This window comes from Stutzerimonas kunmingensis (assembly GCF_014764705.1).
GTDB lineage: Bacteria > Pseudomonadota > Gammaproteobacteria > Pseudomonadales > Pseudomonadaceae > Stutzerimonas.
Genome location: NZ_JACXXG010000031.1, coordinates 18,048 through 37,779 on the forward strand (window position 1 = coordinate 18,048; position 19,732 = coordinate 37,779).

General features: G+C 52.7%; 7 protein-coding genes and 1 pseudogene. 2 read left to right on the forward strand and 6 right to left on the reverse strand.

Features of this window, described 5'->3' with window-relative positions:
* Positions 1 to 3 precede the first annotated feature (3 nt).
* Positions 4 to 141 (forward strand): annotated as a pseudogene (locus tag IEG05_RS18800) (tyrosine-type recombinase/integrase); the annotation flags it as partial.
* Between the two features lie 327 nt (positions 142 to 468).
* Entirely contained in the window at positions 469 to 1,866 is a 1,398-nt protein-coding gene (locus IEG05_RS18805; protein ID WP_191122522.1) for a tyrosine-type recombinase/integrase, read from the forward strand.
* Positions 1,867 to 1,964: 98 nt separating this feature from the next.
* Here the strand turns inward: IEG05_RS18805 and IEG05_RS18810 are convergent, their stop codons facing one another.
* The 6 genes from IEG05_RS18810 to IEG05_RS18835 form a co-directional block, all read right to left on the reverse strand.
* Positions 1,965 to 4,067: a UvrD-helicase domain-containing protein gene (locus IEG05_RS18810; protein ID WP_191122523.1), complete on the reverse strand. Its 2,103-nt coding sequence runs from the start codon at positions 4,065 to 4,067 to the stop codon at positions 1,965 to 1,967.
* Position 4,068: 1 nt separating this feature from the next.
* Complete coding sequence (locus IEG05_RS18815; RefSeq protein ID WP_191122524.1) at positions 4,069 to 10,506, reverse strand: DEAD/DEAH box helicase; 6,438 nt, start codon at positions 10,504 to 10,506, stop codon at positions 4,069 to 4,071.
* Positions 10,507 to 10,654: 148 nt separating this feature from the next.
* On the reverse strand, positions 10,655 to 12,382 hold the full coding sequence (locus IEG05_RS18820; RefSeq protein WP_191122525.1) for a LeoA/HP0731 family dynamin-like GTPase: 1,728 nt from the start codon (positions 12,380 to 12,382) through the stop codon (positions 10,655 to 10,657).
* Positions 12,369 to 14,117, reverse strand: a complete 1,749-nt coding sequence (locus tag IEG05_RS18825; RefSeq protein ID WP_191122526.1) for a GTPase — start codon at positions 14,115 to 14,117, stop codon at positions 12,369 to 12,371. Before IEG05_RS18825 ends, IEG05_RS18820 begins: the two co-directional genes overlap by 14 nt.
* Positions 14,118 to 14,720: a P-loop NTPase family protein gene (locus tag IEG05_RS18830; protein WP_191122527.1), complete on the reverse strand. Its 603-nt coding sequence runs from the start codon at positions 14,718 to 14,720 to the stop codon at positions 14,118 to 14,120.
* Positions 14,721 to 14,746: 26 nt separating this feature from the next.
* On the reverse strand, positions 14,747 to 19,708 hold the full coding sequence (locus tag IEG05_RS18835; RefSeq protein WP_191122528.1) for an Eco57I restriction-modification methylase domain-containing protein: 4,962 nt from the start codon (positions 19,706 to 19,708) through the stop codon (positions 14,747 to 14,749).
* Between the last annotated feature and the right edge of the window lie 24 nt (positions 19,709 to 19,732).

Here is a 19,732-nt window from a genome sequence, read left to right on the forward strand (position 1 = left end):
ACGTTGGGCCACAAGAACGACAGCATCACCAGCCACTACTCGGCGGCCGAACTGGGCAAGCTGATCGATGAGGCCAACAAGATATCGGCGACGGATTCGCGAGGGCCGGCGCTGACGATACTGAGGAGGAAGGCAGGATGAAAAAAGCCCCCCCAAAAGTCCCCACATCGATGAGCGTCGACCGGGCAAAAAAAAATCCAGTCACCGCCACGTGACTGGATTTCTTGAGGTTTTTGGTCGGGACGGAGTGATTCGAACACTCGACCCCTTGCACCCCATGCGCTTATTTAGTGGATTTCCATAGATCACCATAGACAACCGCAAACAACCTAAAACCTAGTAATTACGGGGCTTTCAGGCTATTTTACCTTCCCATGGCGTCCACTATCGTCCACCAGCAGCCAAGCGTTTCGGTGGCACAAAAGTGGCACAAAATTCGGACGCGAAAAATTTTACTAGGGGTAGAGTGTGGCCAAGCTGACGATCAAGCAACTGGAGGCTTTCACAGCTGAAGATCATGGAAAGGTCTTCCGAGAGGATGGAGGGCTGGTGGCAGAGGTGCGAGCTGGCGTACGCGGAGTCACTGTTCAATTCAGCTATGAATTCAAACTAGATGGCTCCAGAACCCGAAAGCGGCTGGGCAGCTGGCCGAAGAAAAGCTTGGCGCAAATCCGGTCTGAGCGTGACGAAGCCCGGACTCTGGTTACGAAAGGCTTGCACCCTACTCTTGCCGCCAAAGCAGCGCGGATAGAGGCGCAAGCTGCGATTGCCGCCACTATTGCTGAGGCTGAGCGTGAAGCCGCCGAAAACAAAACAGTGGCAGACCTGTTTGACGAATGGATACGCGACGGCGTCTCTAGGCAGGATGGCAATGCTGAACTGATTCGCAGCTTCAAAAAAGACGTACTCCCCCTCATTGGCAAGAAGCCGCTTCGCAGTCTGACAGAGAAAGATTTACTCACCGTCCTACGCTCAGTCAAAGCGCGTGGCCTGAACCGTACCGTCGTGATCCGCAGCAAGGACATCGGCCAGATGCTGCGTTGGGGAGAAAAACGTAAGCCGTGGCGCACTCTGATGGCGGACGGCAATCCCGCCGACCTGATCGACGTGAGCAAGCTGCTGGATCACGACTACGAAGAACAGCGCGACAGACTGCTTTCGCCAGATGAGATCCGTGAGCTCCGCAATATCTTCGAGCGCCTCGAGCGTGACTACGAGGCCCTACCCGCCGGCCAAAAATATTCAGGTATTCGCCCTGTCAACTCGCGTGTTCAGTGTGCAGTGTGGATCTGCCTGAGCACGCTTTGCCGCATCGGCGAGTTACTCAAATCTGAATGGCGGCATGTGGACTTGGACAAAGGCACCTGGTTCATCCCAGCCGAAGCAACCAAGGGGCATAAGGGTAAACGTCAGGATCACCACGTCTTTCTCTCAGCCTTTGCTCTGGACCAGTTCAAGCGGCTGCACAAAGAAACCAGCGATACACCGTTCTGCTTCCCCAGCAAGGATGGAAAAAACCACGTCGACACGAAGACGGTCAGCAAGCTGATCGGCGACAGACAGTGCCGATTCAAAAACCGCAGCAAGCCCCTTGCCGGCCGGCACCATGACGACTCATTGGTACTGAGTAAGGGAACCAAGGGTGAATGGACGCCACATGATTTGCGCCGCACAGGCGCAACCATGATGCAGGAGCTCGGCATAACCCTAGAGATCATCGACCGCTGCCAGAACCATCTTCTAGGCGGATCTAAGGTTCGGCGGCACTATCTGCATCACGACTATGCGAAAGAAAAAACCGAGGCTTGGCGGCTTCTGGGAGATAAATTGAAAACTATCTTTCTTAAAAAAACTTCATCTGACTAATCTACCTAGCCAATTCCATTCGCCGTTACAAACCGTAAGACACCGACCAAAAGCGCGTATCGAGTGTCTACGGTTCAACACAGCCAAGGCACTCAATTTCAAAACCACTCACTCATCTGCCCATATCCATAGACAAACGCCAACTTCCGGGCCCTCGTCAGACTGACGTATATCAGCGCACGCTCCTCGTTTTCCTTCTGGCGCCTGGCCACCAAATCAGCTGCCTGGTTAACCACGAAGTCCAGGGGAACCAACCCTTTATTCGCCGAAAGGATGAATACGGCATCAAACTCAAGCCCCTTCACCCGGTGCATCGTCGCTAGGTTGATGGCTCCATCTGGGGTGGGAGTACTGTCGCGATCCAGCATATGGCAGCGCTGACCACGGTTCACGAATTCAGCCTGAATTTCCACTAATTCCTTGCGGGTACGGGCGATCACGCAGCAATTATCTGCGGCCAGATCATTGGCCAGCAGGTCTTCTATCACCTGTTGTACCTGCTCGGTCATGCTGGCAAAGCTCCTGATTGACGGACTAGGCCCGTGCATCAGTGAATGGTAATAAGCCTGGGTATCCTCACCGCCATCAAGATCATCAACAGACACCCCCTCAAGCACACTAACCGCGACCTGTCGGGTTTCATCAGTAGTGCGGTAGTTCACTTTCAGGCGAGAACTCCGGCCTCGAATATCAATACCGCACTGGCCTAATACCACCTTGTTTTTGCCATAAATGCGCTGGTGCCCATCGCCGACAATGAACAAATCGTTAGAGCTTGGGGGCACCAGAGCACGGATGAGCATGAATGCCTGGGTCCCCATGTCCTGAGCCTCATCCACGATAACCGCGCACAGTTCCGGTCGCAGCTCAGGGCTGCCTTCAAGCAGTCGGCGCGCATCGCGATAAGCGTCATCCGGCTCCTTGAGGTAATTGCTCGACAGCAGATGTCGATAACGCTCAAACACAGGCCAGATATCGATACGCTGCTGTCTATTCAGTGGCGTACCGCGACCGATACGAGAGGAGGTCTTGTACTCATCGGCGGTCATAATTGATAGAGGTTGAATCACCCTCGCCCATTCTTCTTGAAAGAACGCCAGACTCAGCCCAGAACCAGCCGGTTTGTCGGAGTATGCCTGCTCCCAGAGCTGCCTCTCCTGCTGGGTATTCATTAGCAAACCGTAATCATAGCCCTGCTTCTTCAGAAAGCTGATCACCCAAGCATCCAGGTTGATTACCTCGATACGCTCGCGTTGGGCCGGGCTGCATATCTTATTAAGATTTTGCTGGATATCCGCCGCCAGATTGCGAGTAAAGGTGGTGAACAGCACCTTATTAGCAGGAGTGGCCACATGCTCTGCCAGCCATTTGGCACGGTGCATGGCCACCACCGTCTTTCCGGTACCAGCACCGCCTAGCACTCGCACTGGGCCATTCTTCTTGCCTTCTACCAAACGCCGCTGTGCTGGGTGCAGAAATACCCTCCATTTCTCCAGCGACTGATTGAGCACCTCCTGCAGTGCCTCTTCATTTTCTGCCACAACAAAGCACGCGCGAGACTCGGGACGAGCCAATGCCGCAGCGAAATCGTCGGTATCCACCTGCTGTGTAATTGCCGGAATAACCTCGTTGAAGGCCTCATCGAAGCTGGCGCCAGCCATCAACATGAATAAGCCATCATGCACATCTGCCGGGATCTGCTCATTTAGGCGCGCAGTCTCCAAATCAGCCTCGATCTTCATGCTACGTACCAGTGGCAAGGCCTCCTCCGGCACTCCCAACTGGACTAGTTGACGGTCACGGATAGCATCAAACAGCCCAGGCTGGGTAACCATGGCAGGCTGCTCGGTCGCAATCAATTCTTGCTCCTGGACAGTAAATACTTGCAGATTGCCTGTATTGGGGTTGATCTCGACCTTACGACGGGCCGCCCAAAAGTAAGCCTGCTCGTGGTGATCGATGTAGAGCATCAGATATAAGTTCTGTTTCTCCACTGTAGCCAGGATGATACGAACATCTTGGTTCACCCGGATCGAACGCAGTTTGTCATCCCTGAAAGCTGTCAGCTTCTCGTAGTGCAGACCGCCATGCTGCGGATCCTGCTGAAACAGCATGACCGCCTTATTAGCCTGCGCTTGCTCGTTCGGCGTAAGCTTCAGCAGGCTGTCAAAATACTTGTCCGAAAATGCAACACTGACCATCTCAGGCTCCTGAATTCAATTGGGTGATGGCCTTAACTAGGCCCTCAGCACTGGAAACGATGGTCCAGCCTGCTTCCTGCAAATACGCCATCGCCGCCTGCTGGTCTTCCAAATACTCAAGCAGCAGGGCAATTTTCTGCTCGGGCAAGAGCAACTCTGCCTCACCGACCACTTCACCCTGTGCATTCATGACCGCATCGCCAACAACTGCAGACATAGGCCAGGCAATCTGATATTCACGCAAGTCTGTTGCCAGGTTCTCATCCAGCAGCTTGAACCAGTCAGGCAGCTGGTGTGCTTCAGCCGATTCTTCGCCCCCTGCACCAACCAAAGGCCAGAGCAAGCTTGCCGCTGTCCCATCGTATTTGGATTGGGGCGTCCAGGCATAAAACAGCGGCAGGAACTGTAAGAAGTTCACTGCCGCCCAGAATCGCTGCCATTGATAGCGAGCAGCCTCTTCACTGCCCTGCGTAAGGTCATAGCACATAGATACCAAAGCCTGGTTCAAATCAAACTGTCTGACCAAATCCGCACCTGCAATCAAGCCTAAGCTGATTTGTGCAGCACCCTGCGCATCTTTGATTTCTACATTGCCCGCGAGAACTACCGGCTCTGGTTGCTGATCGGTAAAGCTAACCGGCAAGCCATGGAGACTTTGCAAAAGCTCAGTTCGAACTTCTGAATCAGCCAACGAAGCAGCTGGCAGGCATTGCAGAACAAAAAACAGCGCCTGCTCTGACAACGCCTGTGGACGCTGATCGGCAAGAAAGTGCATGAGTAAGTCGAAGGTGGGCATGCTCAGGTGTTGAGCCGTGTTGGCTGCCCCTACCAATTTTGCCAGCCCCGCGATCGCCTGGTGATGCTGTGCTGGTGAAGTCATACCGGTTAGTAATGGCACATCCAAGGCTTTATCACCGATAACCTTATTAACGTCATACCAGTTCAACGTCCATACCACGAAACCGGCATGCATCAAGCTTTGTCGCTTGATCAAGTCCTCGCTACTTTTCTGTCCGTGAAATTGGTAGCCATCGAGGAAGATCGCAACTGGCTTGAAACCAGCAGATGCAGGCCAAAGCACGAAATCCGGCCGACTGGCAAATCGGACACCCTCAGCCTTGCCCAGATCAACCTGGGGCTCCACTTCATAGGCATGCTCGCCAATTGTTAGCCGGTAGCCAGTTTTACCGTGAATGATGTCAGCCGATACCCTGACCTTCTGACCGCCGACGCAATCCATACCACTAAATCGCGCAAGCGCCTCAGGGAAGCGTGCTTCTAGCTCACTCTCAACCCAAGGGTTACCGGAGAGAGAACTTAAGGACTCACTGTTCTGCACCCACTCATGCTCGCCTTCGACAATGTCCTTGAGCATTTCTAAGGCTATTGCCTTGCTGGTACTCTCCATTCCATAGGCATTGCGGTACTCCAGCAGACAGCGATAACAACCATCCATTGTGTGCTCATAGCAGTCACAGGCGGCCATGACGTCGTATGCCATGCGGAACACCGCCTGCATGTTCTCAGCCCGGCTCAGTAGCTCATGCAAATAGCCAGTCCCGCCAGGCACAGAGTCGTACAACACAATAAAATGTCGACGTTCGTCTGTTTCCCCTATCGGCTCGCTCTGATGAGCTACTCGCAGATGATCAACTTTGCCGCCAAACCGTCGTTTGAGTCCCAACTGCAGGGCTGCAACAAAGGAGTTAATCTGCTCTTCGGTTCCCCCCGTTGCCAGTCTTGGCAACAGAATACGCAGGGCTTCCGAGGTAAACTGGCGGTACAGATACAGGCAGTTATCCAGGCCAGAGTCGTCACCGCCATTGGCGAGTTTTTTCACGCCCTTGGCATAGCTACAGCTCTTCAGATGAACTGGCTCGCCCTTGCCTGCCATCACCTTACGGCTCTGCACTGAGCCACACTCACGACAAACAGCAAAGCCGGACCGCTGCAGCTGCTCGCCAGCCACCTCGAACATCATCTCGTCGCCGTCACGGCGACCGAAGTTCACCTCAAGGAAAGTCGCCGAGCGGATAAATTCAAAACCAAAAGGACGATCCTTATCATCCAAAACCCAAGTGATATGTATATCCGCAGGCTTAAAATCGATCAGCATCTGCTTACTGAAAAATACCGGCTCCCGATCATCAGAGTGGTCATTCAGTAACGCATCCCGTGCGTTAGTAAACGCATACACCTGAGTCATCTTCAGCATCTTGGTACGAGCGCTTGCATCCCCCCACTGACTGGTATGGCAACGAGGACAGAGCTTATCGCTGAAGCCTGCAGTGGGATTGTCCGCAGCAGCGGAGTAATGGCACCGCGGGCAGAATCGCCAGTCCTGAATATTGCGCCCTTTGGCGGTTTCCACTCGAGATATCTTTACCTTACGGTTACCGGCATAGAACACTGACTCTGGCGCCAATTCCGTCAGCGCTGCCTGTGCCGGTCGTTGATATTCGTACTCGCGCTTGATCAACTCGCGCTCGGCCCCATCACCGGAAACCGCTTTTTCTGATCGGAAGATAACCGAATGTAAGGTTGCCCCCTCCTCAGGGAAGGCGTAGTTAGGGAGCAAGCCTTCATCAGTCAGGAAGTTGAGTGTTTCACGCCTATTCATCACATAGCGCAAGCGGTTGAAACCCTCACGCTCTCGCTCCAACTCAGCAAGCTCGTCACGGATATGCTCGTCCTGCGGTGCCTTAACCAGCTTGTCGATCTGTTTTTTCAGTTCCGCACTACGCACAGCCATATTGGCCCGCTCATCAGCAACCACTTTGAGCCGCCCAAGCACGTACAACTGCAAGTGGTCATCCAAATGCTGCGGTCCACCAAACAAGAATTGGCGTAGCAGCTCAAGGTCATCACCACTGAGCTCTCTGGCTACATAAGCACTGAAACCATCCCAAATCTCCTGCATGTTGTGCTTAAGGAAATTCAGCAGCGTATAAGGGAAGCGATCTTCCTGGGCTTTTTCTACCGCATCCAGCACCGGCTGCATGGTAGATGGCACTAAGTTGTCTCCCCTGGATTCCCTAGTCCAGCAGTCCATGGCGTATGCAAGTAACTGCCTACGCAACACATGCCGCGCCTTGAGAAAAACCGCAGGTGGCTCCACCGGGGTATCCAGCATGCGGCTCGGGTCGGCATAAAAAACCAGGTCATGGGGCCGACCGTTGGCCACGGTTAGGACGAAGGAGTTGCCATCGCGCCGTCCGCCTCGCCCAACCCTCTGCAGGTAGTTCGCCTGCGCCGGCGGTACCGAGCAGAGCAACACACTCGACAAGTTCCCAATGTCGATGCCCATTTCTAGGGTCGGCGTTGCAGATAGGAGATTGTATTCCCACGGTTTGCCACCCTCACGCATAAAGCTGTTCTCAACGCGTATCCGCTCAGGCGTGGATAGCAGCCCTGTATGCTCATGAGCTATCACCCGGTGAATGACGCCATGGCGAAACAAGTTGCGGTATAGCGAGTCCCGAATAGGCACCAATTGCAGGTAATGCAGATCAGGATGTGCCGCGTTTAACAACGGCATACCAAGCCAAGCATCGGCATGACTTGCTGGCAACAGTAGAGAACGATGGCCCGGGCACTCTACAGAGCGAACGTCAGTGGTGACCTGCAGCAAATCAGACACAACCACCCACAACTGCACACCACGCTCACTCAGCTCCTCCTTTAGAAGCCCAGTCGAGCAAAGGGCCTTGAGCGAAGCACCCAATACCGAGTCCAACTGTTTCCGATCGACCAGCTCTCCCGGATTCAGGCAGGCAAGCCAGCGCTGGTACCAGGTGGCACTTTGTCCTCCAGAAAGCGCTTCAAGGCCATCACCATTACCAGCTGCCGGATAACGTGGCCGAGCGGCAGACGGACCACTGGCCGGCGCATAATCAATAAGGTTAAGCAGATAAGACTTTCCAGAACTCCAGCGGTAGCTCGCGAGGTCCTCTAATCCAAAGGCACCGAGATACACCAGATGCAGCATTAGACCTTGCATGAACTGCTGAGCTACCTCAGAAGCAATCCGATAGCCGAGCGTATTATTTACCTCAGTCGCCCAAAGCTCCGCAGCCTGCTGCACCTTATCTAGTGGCCACTCCAGCGCTGCAATGCCTAAGCGATTCAACGAGCGACCAACCTGCGCACGCCACCCCAAATCCTCCAGAACCTGCCAGAGCATGCGATTACGGATAATCTTCAAATGCCGCGCCGGATTACGTACCTCACCGGACTGCTCGAAATACTCAAAGTCACCATCAAAACGCTTGTCCGGCGGCATGAACTCACGCAGGTAATACGGCAGCGTCAAATATCCCTGGTGACCGTCATGTTGTAGCCAATAACGTTCAAACAACTCCGGTATCTGCAAGAGCGGTACCGGCCCTGCATGACTTTCCAGTAGCTGGGTCAGTGCCATTCGAACGTTGTTCTGCCAGGTACGGGCCGCAAAGAAACCGGCGCGATGAGCCGCATCCTGAACCGAATCACTAAAGGTCAGCAGTTTTCGGTCATCGTTGTCGCGACTGCTAAATAGCTGATGAATAGCCACCGCACTAAGACTCGCGGCTCGCGCACCGAACACCACAAGTGATGCTTTGGCGGAGCAATACGGGCAGTTGTGCTGATGAACGACCCGGTTTACCTGGCCGACACGCTCCTCCTTGAGCAAATCAGGGCGGCTTACACGCACCAGCGCTTCATTTCCAGCCTGGCATGCCTTGCAGCCGCCACTATGTTCCAGCCCTGCGGTAAAGCCGCACTCCCGGCAAACCCGAAAATGGGTCAACCTTGGGCCGCTCACCTGCTTATCACTACTAGGCAGCCAAGGCATTAACAACCCAGTTTCCTGGTGATTGCTGAAAAACGCTGAGTAGATATTGGCCAGATCCAATTCGATTTGCTGATTGACTGGCTGCGCCACCTCCATCCGTGTCAACCAAGCAGTACCGTGACACTCTCGACACTGCACGAGTGGCAATCGAATCTGCTGCTTGTCCCTGGCAGGCGGGTCATCACCAAACGCCAGCAAGGGCGGCAAGCGCTTGATACTGTCGACCGCCTCGATCTCAAGATCATCTGCGAGAACAGGCTCACGCAAGGTACCAACAATACGTCGCAGCTCTCGAGCCCATAGCTGCAGCCGCAGCTGCATCAAAGGCAATTTGGTTTCCGCCCGGGCATGAGCTGCCAAAGACAAAAGAGCAATCAGTGCCTGCTCCGGCTGACGTTGAAAACGCTTTGGAATCTGAGCGGCCAAACGATTCGCCAGCTCTCGGAAGGTTGGAGTCTTGTCACCCTGCCGCAAATGTCGCAATAGATTGGCCAATTGCCCGTGCTGTTTCAGCTCCTTACCAAGCGCTATACGCCCTGGCATGCCCTGTAGATCCATCTCCGGCTGCTTGCTGAAGTACAACTCGTAAGCGGCCAACAAGTACTCATTCAAGCCTTGGCGCAGCGCGATCTGCAGCGTCTCTGGACCAATGTCCGGGTTCAGGTTGAGAAACGACAGTGTGTCGATGAACTCATCCGGCGACTGGCGCTGCTCAGTGATCACCGCATCCGGTGGGAAAGGAGCGGAAAAAATATCGCTGGCATACTGAAGTAGCCCAGCCGTACTTTCTTCCCCTCCCAAAGTCGCCGATGTACCAACGCAGATCAGGCGTTCCGGCGCCAGATCAAAGCGGGCACGTAAGCGGCGGATCAGAAGCGACAGATCCGTTCCTTGAGCACCATCAAAGGTATGCAGCTCATCCACGACCAGATAACGAAGGGTGTCAGCCCCATTGTTCACCCACAGCTTCTGATCCTGCGGGCGCATCAATAGGTAGTCGAGCATCTTATAGTTGGTGAGCAGCACGTCGGGCGGGTTCTGACGCAGGGTTTCCTTATCCGTAATTACTTGATCCTGGCCCATGACCTTGAGGCCTTGGCCGTCACCACCAACAAACAACCCAACACGCAGTCCCTTGAGGGACGGCTGGCTATAGATTTCTTTGGCAAAACGCTTGGCCTGATCCGTCGCCAAAGCGTTCATCGGGTAAATCACAATGGCCTTGATCCCTGGCTTGCCAGCCTTATGGCAGTAATCCAGCACCGGGTACATAAAGCATTCTGTTTTACCCGAGCCAGTGCCCGTAGCCACCAGTGTATTGGCTGCTTTGCCATTCGCGGAAAGGCGTCGCCATGCTTGCTCCTGGTGAGCATGCGGGGGGAACTCAGTCTTAAATCCAGAGAAGAAGTCACAGCCTGACTGACCGCTCAAAAATGGCAGACCAACACCAACGTAAGGCCCTTTAATAAAAGCCTCGCCGTCCTGCTGCTCCTCAACCAAACGGCGGAACTCCCCCCGGAACGGGGCAGTTTCAGTCTCGAAGCCGGTAATAATGAATTCACGCAGTGCAGCGGATACTTCGCTGGCCAACAAGCCGGGAATCATGAAACGTCCTTATTGTTCGTGACAGACCGAAACCCGATATTCAGGCTCATGCCTCTCGTCAGGATCAAGGCACATCTTGAGAAAAACAACGCCAGCATTGCAAACTCTATAGATCGGATATAGCAGGGATGAGTTCAAGCCCTGATACCTATGGCAGATCGCCTAGTAAAGTTGTCGGTAGCGCCTTCAATTTTGACTCCAAACCCTTAAGTATCGCTTTGCTCTTCTCAACCTCTGAAATTTTTGAGCGTAGCTCTTTAACAATCAACTCATAATCCTTAAGCTGCGGAGCGAAGAAACTTATTGTTTTATCGGTATCACCAAGAATTTCATAAATATCAAGAAATGAGTTCTTCACAAACTCTGATATCTCATTCTTGGTCTCCTGAAGCTCCTTTTCAAGCTCGTGTTTTTTGTAGGCACCATAAATCTCAGCCCCCACCGAAACGGCCGCACCAGCAGGCCCTGCATATTTAGTGATGTTCCCTGCAATCTTGGTTGCCTGCCAGGGCTTAAACTTGAAAACGACTCCAGTCACACTCGCAAGAGCGTCGCGGGCAGCGAAAACAACGGATTTCATAGCAGCCGGGCTAACATTCGAAACGGAACTTATTGACTTTCCTACGCCTTTAAATATCCCATCACTCATTGAAGACAGAAATGACTCACTGGTATCCAGCTCTCTTGAAATACTCTCGTTCAGTCGGTTCGCGACAAGTGTGGCTTGTTCGAAATAACGATCAACAGTCAATTTAATTTTCGCATGAAGCTTGAAACCCATGCCTTTTTCAGAATAACCAAGCTCATCCTCCAGATAAGGACGAATGGACTCCATCTCTAACGGACGTAGCTTAGAGAGATATTGCCGTTCAATGGACTGCAACTCTTCAAACAGCTCACCAGCCAGCCTTTTGACTTCCGCCCTACCCGATGAGATGTCACCACCTATACGATCTGATTCAAGCTGTCGTTGCTGTGCAAAAACCTCTAAATCAGCCAATTGTGCATTCGCCTTGGCCACTCTCTGCCGGACGATGTCACTGACAACATCCATGCCAGTTTTAGTAATAAGATTACCGCTGACACTCTTGGCCAAGATCTTTTGTGTCGCCGCTTTCAGATTATTGATTCTAGACCGTGCCTCATAATGCGCGGGCTTCCCAAACCAAAACTCAAGCCCGCGACCATTTGGGTTGGATGCCATGCACACAATATTGAGACTATCCGCTTCACGGTCATCAAGCGAAGCGACTCTAACCAGCTTTTTTTTAAGATTATCCGTTTTAATTCTTGCTTGCTCCTCAAAGAGCTGGTTCTCGGTTAAGTCAGTTACCTCATCCATCTTGTTTATGACAAAGATAGTTGAATCTAACTTTGCAAGATCACGCAGCAGCCATCGTGCAATCTCGCCGTGGCTTTCCTTTAAAGGATTAGTGGCATCAACGACGTACAAAATAATGTGTGCTTCCGATATATACTGCTTAGTCAAGTCCGAATAAACAACTGCTTGACCATCGATTTCCTTTTCTTTATCACCGAATAAGCCAGGAGTATCAACAATCTCACATTTTTCCCGCAAACCTTCAGGCTTATAGATTGCAACACTGTCCGACGACTCATCCATGTCAATTTTCATATCTGCCATCACTTTCCCAAGCCAGGCAGCAATTACGCTGGTCTTTCCATCAGAAAAAGCGCCCATCAATGCAATGCGCAGCATATCGTCGTTAACTGAAGTCAATGCAGATTCAACTTTCTTCAAATCCGCGTCAACATCAACACCAATGGCTGCCAACTCGCTGAGCATGGTCTTCAATTCTTCAAACGCACTTACAACAGCTTGCTTGCTAAGGTTATACTGCTTAAATTGTTCCATAAGGCATCATCTCAATTTTGTTTTTCATGGCTTTTAGCCGCTCAAGTTCCTGCTGAAGCGTATCCGCAGGAACCGCCAACTGCTCTTCCATTTCAGAAATTTTTTGAAAAACCGGAGTAGATAAATTTTCTTTAATATAACCAGAGAAAGACGCTACATCGTCATCAATGCTCTTTATATGTTGAGCCCTGGCCTCATCTAGCTTTTCGTAAATCTTACCTTTTACCTTCCTGACGCGGGAATCTTTACTCATAAACACGGTTAAAAATGAAGTAATCGCCCCGATCAACGCCCCAATTACGCCACTTATTATCGCACTGATTGGGATGCCCGCAGTAAGTGGAGTAGCGGGGAGGCCTGCTAAAAAACCCGTATAAGCCATAGAGCCAATTGTAAATAAAACACCGCCAACTCCACCAAGCCCAAGATCTCCCCCTAGCTCTTTTGCCCCCCCAATGGCCACATTCATCTTGCCTTCAAAATCAACACGGCTTTCAAGGTATACAAGGCTTATATCTTGCTGGAGCCGCCCCAGTGCATCTTTTATTTTTTCATGCAAGTCGGCAATCAACTGGTCACACTTGGCTTTATTTTCCAAACCTGCTTTAGTCTGTTCCGCACTAAAAGCCTCTTCGATTTCCTGCTTAATGATCTCGTTGTTCCCGAAATTTCCCGAGACTACCCGATCAACATGATCCACCATTGCATCAAAAACTTTATTGATATAATTCTTCTTAGCGGCCGAATACAACCTTGTAGAGCTTGCTAGTGCTCCTTCGATCAGCGCCTTGCATTTCTCAACTTCCGGCTGGAGTTTTTCAAGGAAGGCATGGTATTCATTCAGGGCTAGTTCAATAACCTCTATATTTTCCCCAAGAAGGTCCGTAACCTTGGATTTGTTACTTTCTACAATGTCCTCTCTGAAAGTTAACTGCTTTTTATTCACCAGTTCTTTCGTGATTCCAAGATTACTAAAAAGGTACATTTCATTGGGTGAGCCAAAAAACTTAAGGTAGTTTCGCTGCTGTACACACAAATCATGCAACCGAGAAGGGTGGATTGTCGTCTCTTGAGCATCCGCTGTATAAGCCAACCCTGAAAACCCCAGTAAACCCTGAACGCAGAAACCTTCCAGCAAGGAATTCTCTCCGAGGGTTTCTGATAGCACATCAACAGTCTGGGATAACGCACTCTGGTTATGGGCAGTCAATAATGTCTCACGATCCTCCTCAAACTCGTAAGCATCTGCACTGCCACGGACGTTGACGATCGGGCAAACCTTGGCGCCTCTGCGCAAGTATCTTTTGATTTTTTCAGCCGTTGTTTTTTCTGGCTTCTTATTTGTCCCATTGACATAAAAAACCAGATGAGCCTTGGCTATAGCCCTCTCTACCATAGGCTGATATTTTTTTTCGTCACCCTCGATGCCAGGAACATCAACAAGACTAAAAGGCTTTTCTTTGTAGGTTAACGAATAAAAAACATTATCCTTAGTAAAGTCTGCCTCACCTGTCCCAATAATCAACCCATCAACGCGGTGAACTGCAGCCTGCATACGCACAGCCCTTAGCAAAGCCGTGCTATGGGCAGATATAGCGCTTTCTATCTCGCCGATCTTTACGTCGAGAGTATGGCTAGCCGTTGTAGCCTTATCTTTCTTTCCATTTACAACAGACTTATTGCCATGAGCAACTGACAGACTGCAGGGCACGCTATTCGCAGGACTTTGCAACATTTAAGCCACTCCCACCATCCAGGCAATCGCAAGCAAGGCAAATACCGCCACTGTGGAGGTCGCGATTAAAAAGGCTTTGAGCCGACTGACCTGCTTGCGCAGCGTCTGGTTATCGGCTTCTGCAGCCAAGCGTTTGGACTTCTCCGAGTCCATATACTGCTTAAATACAATGAGATCCTGCCTCAACGACAGCAGGTCTTCTGCCAACGCCCCGTAAGCCTCAGAGAATTTACGTTTCAACACGTCAGCCTGTTCAACTAGAGCAGCCTCAAACTGATCAAGCTGCCGCTGGTTGTGTACAATGGCATCTCTGCGTGCTTCTTCATCAAACATGATGCGCAGGGATTCAATAATGGTGCTTTTACCAGCATTGGTTTCACCAAAAAACGCAATGGTAAACTTATCCCACTCGGCATTATTCTCAAGCAGCGCAATTTCATCACTGAAGCTTTTCTGGATATTTTCCAGCTTGTCCATCATACCCATGACATGCTGCTTGCTTTCTTCATGCTCAACGCGTAAGTCCTGCAACTGTGCCAGCGTATCGTTTAAACCCTCTGCGACTTCACTGTAGAGCTTGTTGAGTTTTTCTTTTTCCAGCATTGCAGTTCCTTTTGCTTAAAGCAGGTTCAGTCGCTTTCAAAAATTGACCACGCCACCCGGTAATCCTCTTCCCGGTCGGGCTTGAAGAAGGGGGCCTGGTAAGTGATGGTGGTTTCCCAGGGGCCGCCAGGGAGGGTGTCGTCCTGATAGGTTTTGCGCACGGCACCTTGGGTCAAGTGCTGGATATCTTCCCAGCCGAGGGCGATGTCGTGAGCATTGAAGTCCGGGGACTCTACCGAGTAGTGGGTGCCTTCGGCCAGGTCACTGTTACGGGCTTTTCTAGGCAAGCCGACACCGACCAAGCCTTTGCTGGGGGTGAAGACGATGCGGCCACTCTGGTCATACCAGGTATCGGCTTCATACTGGCGCATAACCGGGAACTGAACCCTGTAGATGGTGAGCAGTTCTTCCAGCATTAGGCCAAGGGCCTGAGAGACGAGCACATCGATTTCCACCAAGGCCTGGCGGCGAGTGTAGTCACTACGCAGGGCGTTGTGACGCTGCCACTCGGGGGTGAGGTTGACGAAAAAATCCTGCGGCAGCGCGGCGATAGGCTCGTACAAGGCCCAGCGTTGTTGGCGAAAGTTGTCTTGCCAGTGCTCGCTCCACAGTTCGCTGTAGCCAGTTGTCAGGCAGTTCAGAGCGAGAATTCGGCTTTTTGCCGATGACCAGTTTTCGCCAAAATTCAATAGAGGCAGAAGAGAAGCAATATCATTTCTGAAATGGCCTTTCCCAGTGCTTTTTACAAAGAAATCGAAGATCACGGAAACATAGGAGGCGGCAAGATTCAGCAGTACCTCACGATCTTTCGGCAGTACGCTGAACCCCAAATCAATGTGCGCAACACTTTTCTGAATAATCGCGCTTTGCAGAGTCCTTTCAGAGGATGAGCCGATCATTGTCCGTGAGGTTAGCCGATAATACTCTGTCACCAACCGCTCCCGATGCTCGCTTTCTTCCACCCAGGACACACGCGGGGTACGGTCGTAGTAGGTGGCGGGGTCACAAGTGGGGGTGTAGTTAGTACGTGGCAGGTAATCGTCCGGCAGAGTTAGCAGGTCGAGGTTGTCGTAGGCCTTGTTGGTGTCGCACACCGCCCGCGGAGTGTTGTAGAACGGGTTGCCAACGAAAAAATGCGGGCCAGAAAGTACCCATTGCTCCGGACTTTCCGGGAACTGGGTATCGCGCCTGATAGTTCCGTCGCGCTGGGCATAGCTTTCGTCAAACATTACCGTGGAGAAGTACTGCCCTTTCAGATCTCCCAATCGTCGGGGCTGGGCAGCGAATTTTTGAAGTACGCTAGTGAGCTGTCGAGCATGCAGTGCTGGCAGGCGTGCTTCCAATGCGTCTGTACCGGCATTGTCATAAAGCTTGGCGAACAGGTACAACTCGTGCTGACCGACCTCGATAATCCGGTCTCGGTGGCCGTCGAAGTTCCACTTCACTTTTACCCGCCCATCCGGCAGCTCCATTTCCTCCTTGATACCAGGCACCTGCCCCCTTCCGTCGTGAGCAAACGCCTGATCAATAGTGCTCGGCACAAACAGATTGGAGACGTGCTTGAAGCTCGGAGCACTGAGCGGGCCATGAATATTGATACTGAAGAGCGTCTGGTTATGCACCTCGGCAAATAATTTAGTTTCGTTGATAAATTGGAAGTGCGCACGCAAGCGAGGATATAGCTCCCGCCGGAACACACCACCCTTGGGGTCGTCGTAAATCCCCTCCGGATGCAAAAAGCCGCTCACGCCCCGCTCATTGGCATTAGCCCAGGCGCGAGGCAGGAAGCATTTGTACAAATTGGTCTGCACGCCCTTGAGCTGCGGATAATTCTGAGTGGCGTTGAGGAAGGCCTGCGAGCCCTCCGCCTCCGCAAGCTCATCAAACCAGGCCTGCTGCAGTTGCGGGCTCCGTTCAAAGGCGGCTTCGCGCTGGTCGGTGAGCTGCTTGGCGCTGAGTTTGTGCAATACAAAAGCCGGATTGTAATCGCCGAGTACCCCTCCCTCCTGCCACTCCACCTTGCGCCAGGGCGGGTTACCTAGGGTGATATCAAAGCCTCCGCGCTTGGCGTAGATATCGGAAAAAGCCAGTTCCCAGTGGAAAAAGCGGAAGCGCTCACCTAGTTCGTTCGCGATAGCCAGAGTGTTAAAAAACGGATTTTTGAATAGCTTTTCCAGGTTAAGCTCACCCTGCTGGGTGCTGACGTCGCGGACAGCCTGGGTTTCAGTGCGTAGAGTCTGTTGCGGCTCGTCTGCAGCGAACAGGTCTTCGATAGGTTTGGCGAAGATGTCTTCGCTTTGCTCCTGCTCCGCACCGAAAAGGCCTTCTTGCGTCGGTGCGAATTCAAAAGTGCCAGCGCTGTTAAGGATGGTGTTGAGGTCGAATAGCCATTTTTGCCGGTCGGGCAGTTGCTCTGCCTTGTCCAGCGGCCAGAACCAGAGGGCACACCAGTAGTCCATCGCAAGCTTCAAGCGACGGTAGGGCGATGCGATGCGGGCATTGGTATTGAAGATGCCTGAGGTACGCAGCTGGTCTTTTTCTTTGGTACTTGTGTGGCGCTCGGCCATACCCTGTTGGCCCCACAAGGGGTAGCTGTCTTCGGTGCGCCAGCGGTGCTGCTCCAGCATCTGGGTATGTTCGCGCCAAAGGCGATCGACTGCGTCACTGAGGGTTTGCAAGGTACGAATTTCCTGCGCTTCGAACGGAGCACAGAACGCTTTTTTCCAGTCTTTGATTGCCTTGAAGGCCTCTGGACGCAGCTGTTTGGCTACGCTGTCGTTGTAACCGACCATGCCGGGGTCGGGCAGCAGGAAATGGTAAATCTCCCCTTCTTTTCGCCCGCCCTCACCGGCTTGCTCCAGCAAACTAAAGGGGTTGAGCCTCCGCGGAGCGTGGTTGTACCAGAGGCTTTCCTTGGCTTGTTTCTTGAGGGCACTAGCCGAATAGACCTCGCGGCGGGCGCCAATCAAGCTATTACCGGTGAAAAGCTGGTAGCCAAACCAGGGTACGTTGTGGCCACCGCTAAGGGCATTAAGCCAGAGGGAAACTTCCGCCAGTTCAACAGCAATAGGGTTGAGGTCAACACCGAACACGTTGTGGTCGGCGATATGCATTTTTACCCGCTGCAGCTGGTGCTGGTAGTCCTCGTGGGGAATACGCTGGCCCAGCTCCTGCTGTTTACGCGTGAGGTAGGCCTCTGCGAGCTGGTTGACGGCTTCGTTCAAGAAGGCGGCGCTGCCCATGGCGGGTTCGCACACTGTCAGGTTGAGGATGTCGTCGGCGGTTACATCGTCCGTCAGACGTTCCTTGAGGGTGTACTTCACCAGGCTTTTAGTAAGCACCTCCGGGGTGTAATAGCTGGCGGATTTTTCCCGATCGCGACCGGCCATGCGGTAGATGAATTTGCCTTTGGGGTGGACGCGCAGCTTTTTCTTCTTGTCCTCAATGTCGTAGACCCATTCGCTGTCTTCGTCGAATTCGTTCAGCTGGTTTTGCGTGACGAAGAAGCCGGTTTCCAGTTTATCAGGATTGATGTTTTGGCCTTTTGCGGCGACTTCGTAGAGGTCCTCGGTGGCGAAGAAACCACGGTAACTGAGCAGTGCTTCATACACGGCGCCGAGCTGGTTGATACCGAGCTGGGTGTAACTGACACGGCCACGACGCTTACGACCCTTCTGGGGGCGGGTCAGGGACATGCTCTGGATCACCTGTTGCAGAGTTTCGTTGCTGAAGGTGACGCGGTTGAGCAACTGAGTGTTAGCGGGGTCAAACAGGTGGCTGTCCAAACCCCGCAGGGTGAAACCGTTGGCGGTGCTTTCGTGCAACTGGTCAAGTTGGCGGTTGAGCTGGTGGCCGTTGTAGATCAGGCCGAACATGCGCTGCAGGCTGTCATGAAAATAATGGCCGCGACGACTTTCTTCGGTAGTCAGGCGAACGCTTTCGAGATCGCGCAGGCTTTCCAGGCTGTAGCCCTGGCGCCAGGCATCGTGCTGGTGCGGCAGGTAGCCGAGCTCTGGCCGGGCTTCAATATAGAACAGGAACAGGATGCGGTACATGGTGCGCAGGCATTCGCTGGATAGCTGGTCAGCGTCCAGCGCATTGCTGCCACTGTAGATCCCCTCCTTGCGGTCTCGAGCCTGCTCTATCAGTTGCGCGGCTGCTTCGTCACCTAGCAGCTCAATAGCGTGGCGTAAGGCGTATTTCAAATCGTCAGAGACGGCAAAGGCGTGCTTGTGGCTGTTTTCATCCAGGCTGTCGAGTCGACTCGGGCCGTCATTTGGCACCAAGCTTTCTCGATGCAGCAGTACCGCAGTGGCTTTGAGGGTGCGGTCGTCTCTACGCCCGAGAATTTCTTCCCAGTCAAAACGCAGCATACGGTTCTGCGACCACTTGTAGCGGTCAATCAGAATGCCCTGACGGTCGCTGAGCAGCAGTACCCAACGCGGCGGCTGCTCGTTAAACGGGCTGGACTGGCGAAATACCACTTCATTGAGGATGCGGTACCAGTCGGTATTGCTCAATTTGTCGTGGTGCGGGCCAGGGCCGAAGAACTGGTCACGGTGCAGTTGCAGCGAGAGCGGATCTTCGCCCTCGCTATTAGCATCCACTGCACCCAACACCCACAGCTGGTCACCCAGCACACTGAGCACTGGCAGCTCCATATTGGCAGCAACCTCACGGTTGCCGGGCTGGTAGGGAATACCCAGCGCAGTAAGCAGGTCAAGGTAGAACTCACGCTGCAAGCGGATGCGCTCACTGGCGCTGCGCTCTGTCTTGAGCTTATGCTGCAGGGCAAAATACCCCTTATTCAGGTTGCGCAGAGCGCGATGCGGAGCGACGAAGCCATCGCCCTGCTCTTCCCTGCTGTCCCACTCTTTGATGGTGTCAGCCAGGTCGCCCTGGAATACCTCAGCAAGGTAATGGGCGCTGAAAAACTCGTTGTCGTTGCTCAACCCTATAAAGGTGGCCACGCTGTCCTGTAACGACATCTAACTGCTACTCCTTTGCCTAAG

Bases quoted from the DNA above. Each gene is read 5' to 3' on its own strand.
- IEG05_RS18815 (WP_191122524.1), bottom strand. From the start codon at position 10,506: ATGATTCCCGGCTTGTTGGCCAGCGAAGTATCCGCTGCACTGCGTGAA.
- IEG05_RS18835 (WP_191122528.1), bottom strand. From the start codon at position 19,708: ATGTCGTTACAGGACAGCGTGGCCACCTTTATAGGGTTGAGCAACGAC.
- IEG05_RS18810 (WP_191122523.1), bottom strand. From the start codon at position 4,067: ATGGTCAGTGTTGCATTTTCGGACAAGTATTTTGACAGCCTGCTGAAG.
- IEG05_RS18830 (WP_191122527.1), bottom strand. From the start codon at position 14,720: ATGCTGGAAAAAGAAAAACTCAACAAGCTCTACAGTGAAGTCGCAGAG.
- IEG05_RS18825 (WP_191122526.1), bottom strand. From the start codon at position 14,117: ATGTTGCAAAGTCCTGCGAATAGCGTGCCCTGCAGTCTGTCAGTTGCT.
- IEG05_RS18820 (WP_191122525.1), bottom strand. From the start codon at position 12,382: ATGGAACAATTTAAGCAGTATAACCTTAGCAAGCAAGCTGTTGTAAGT.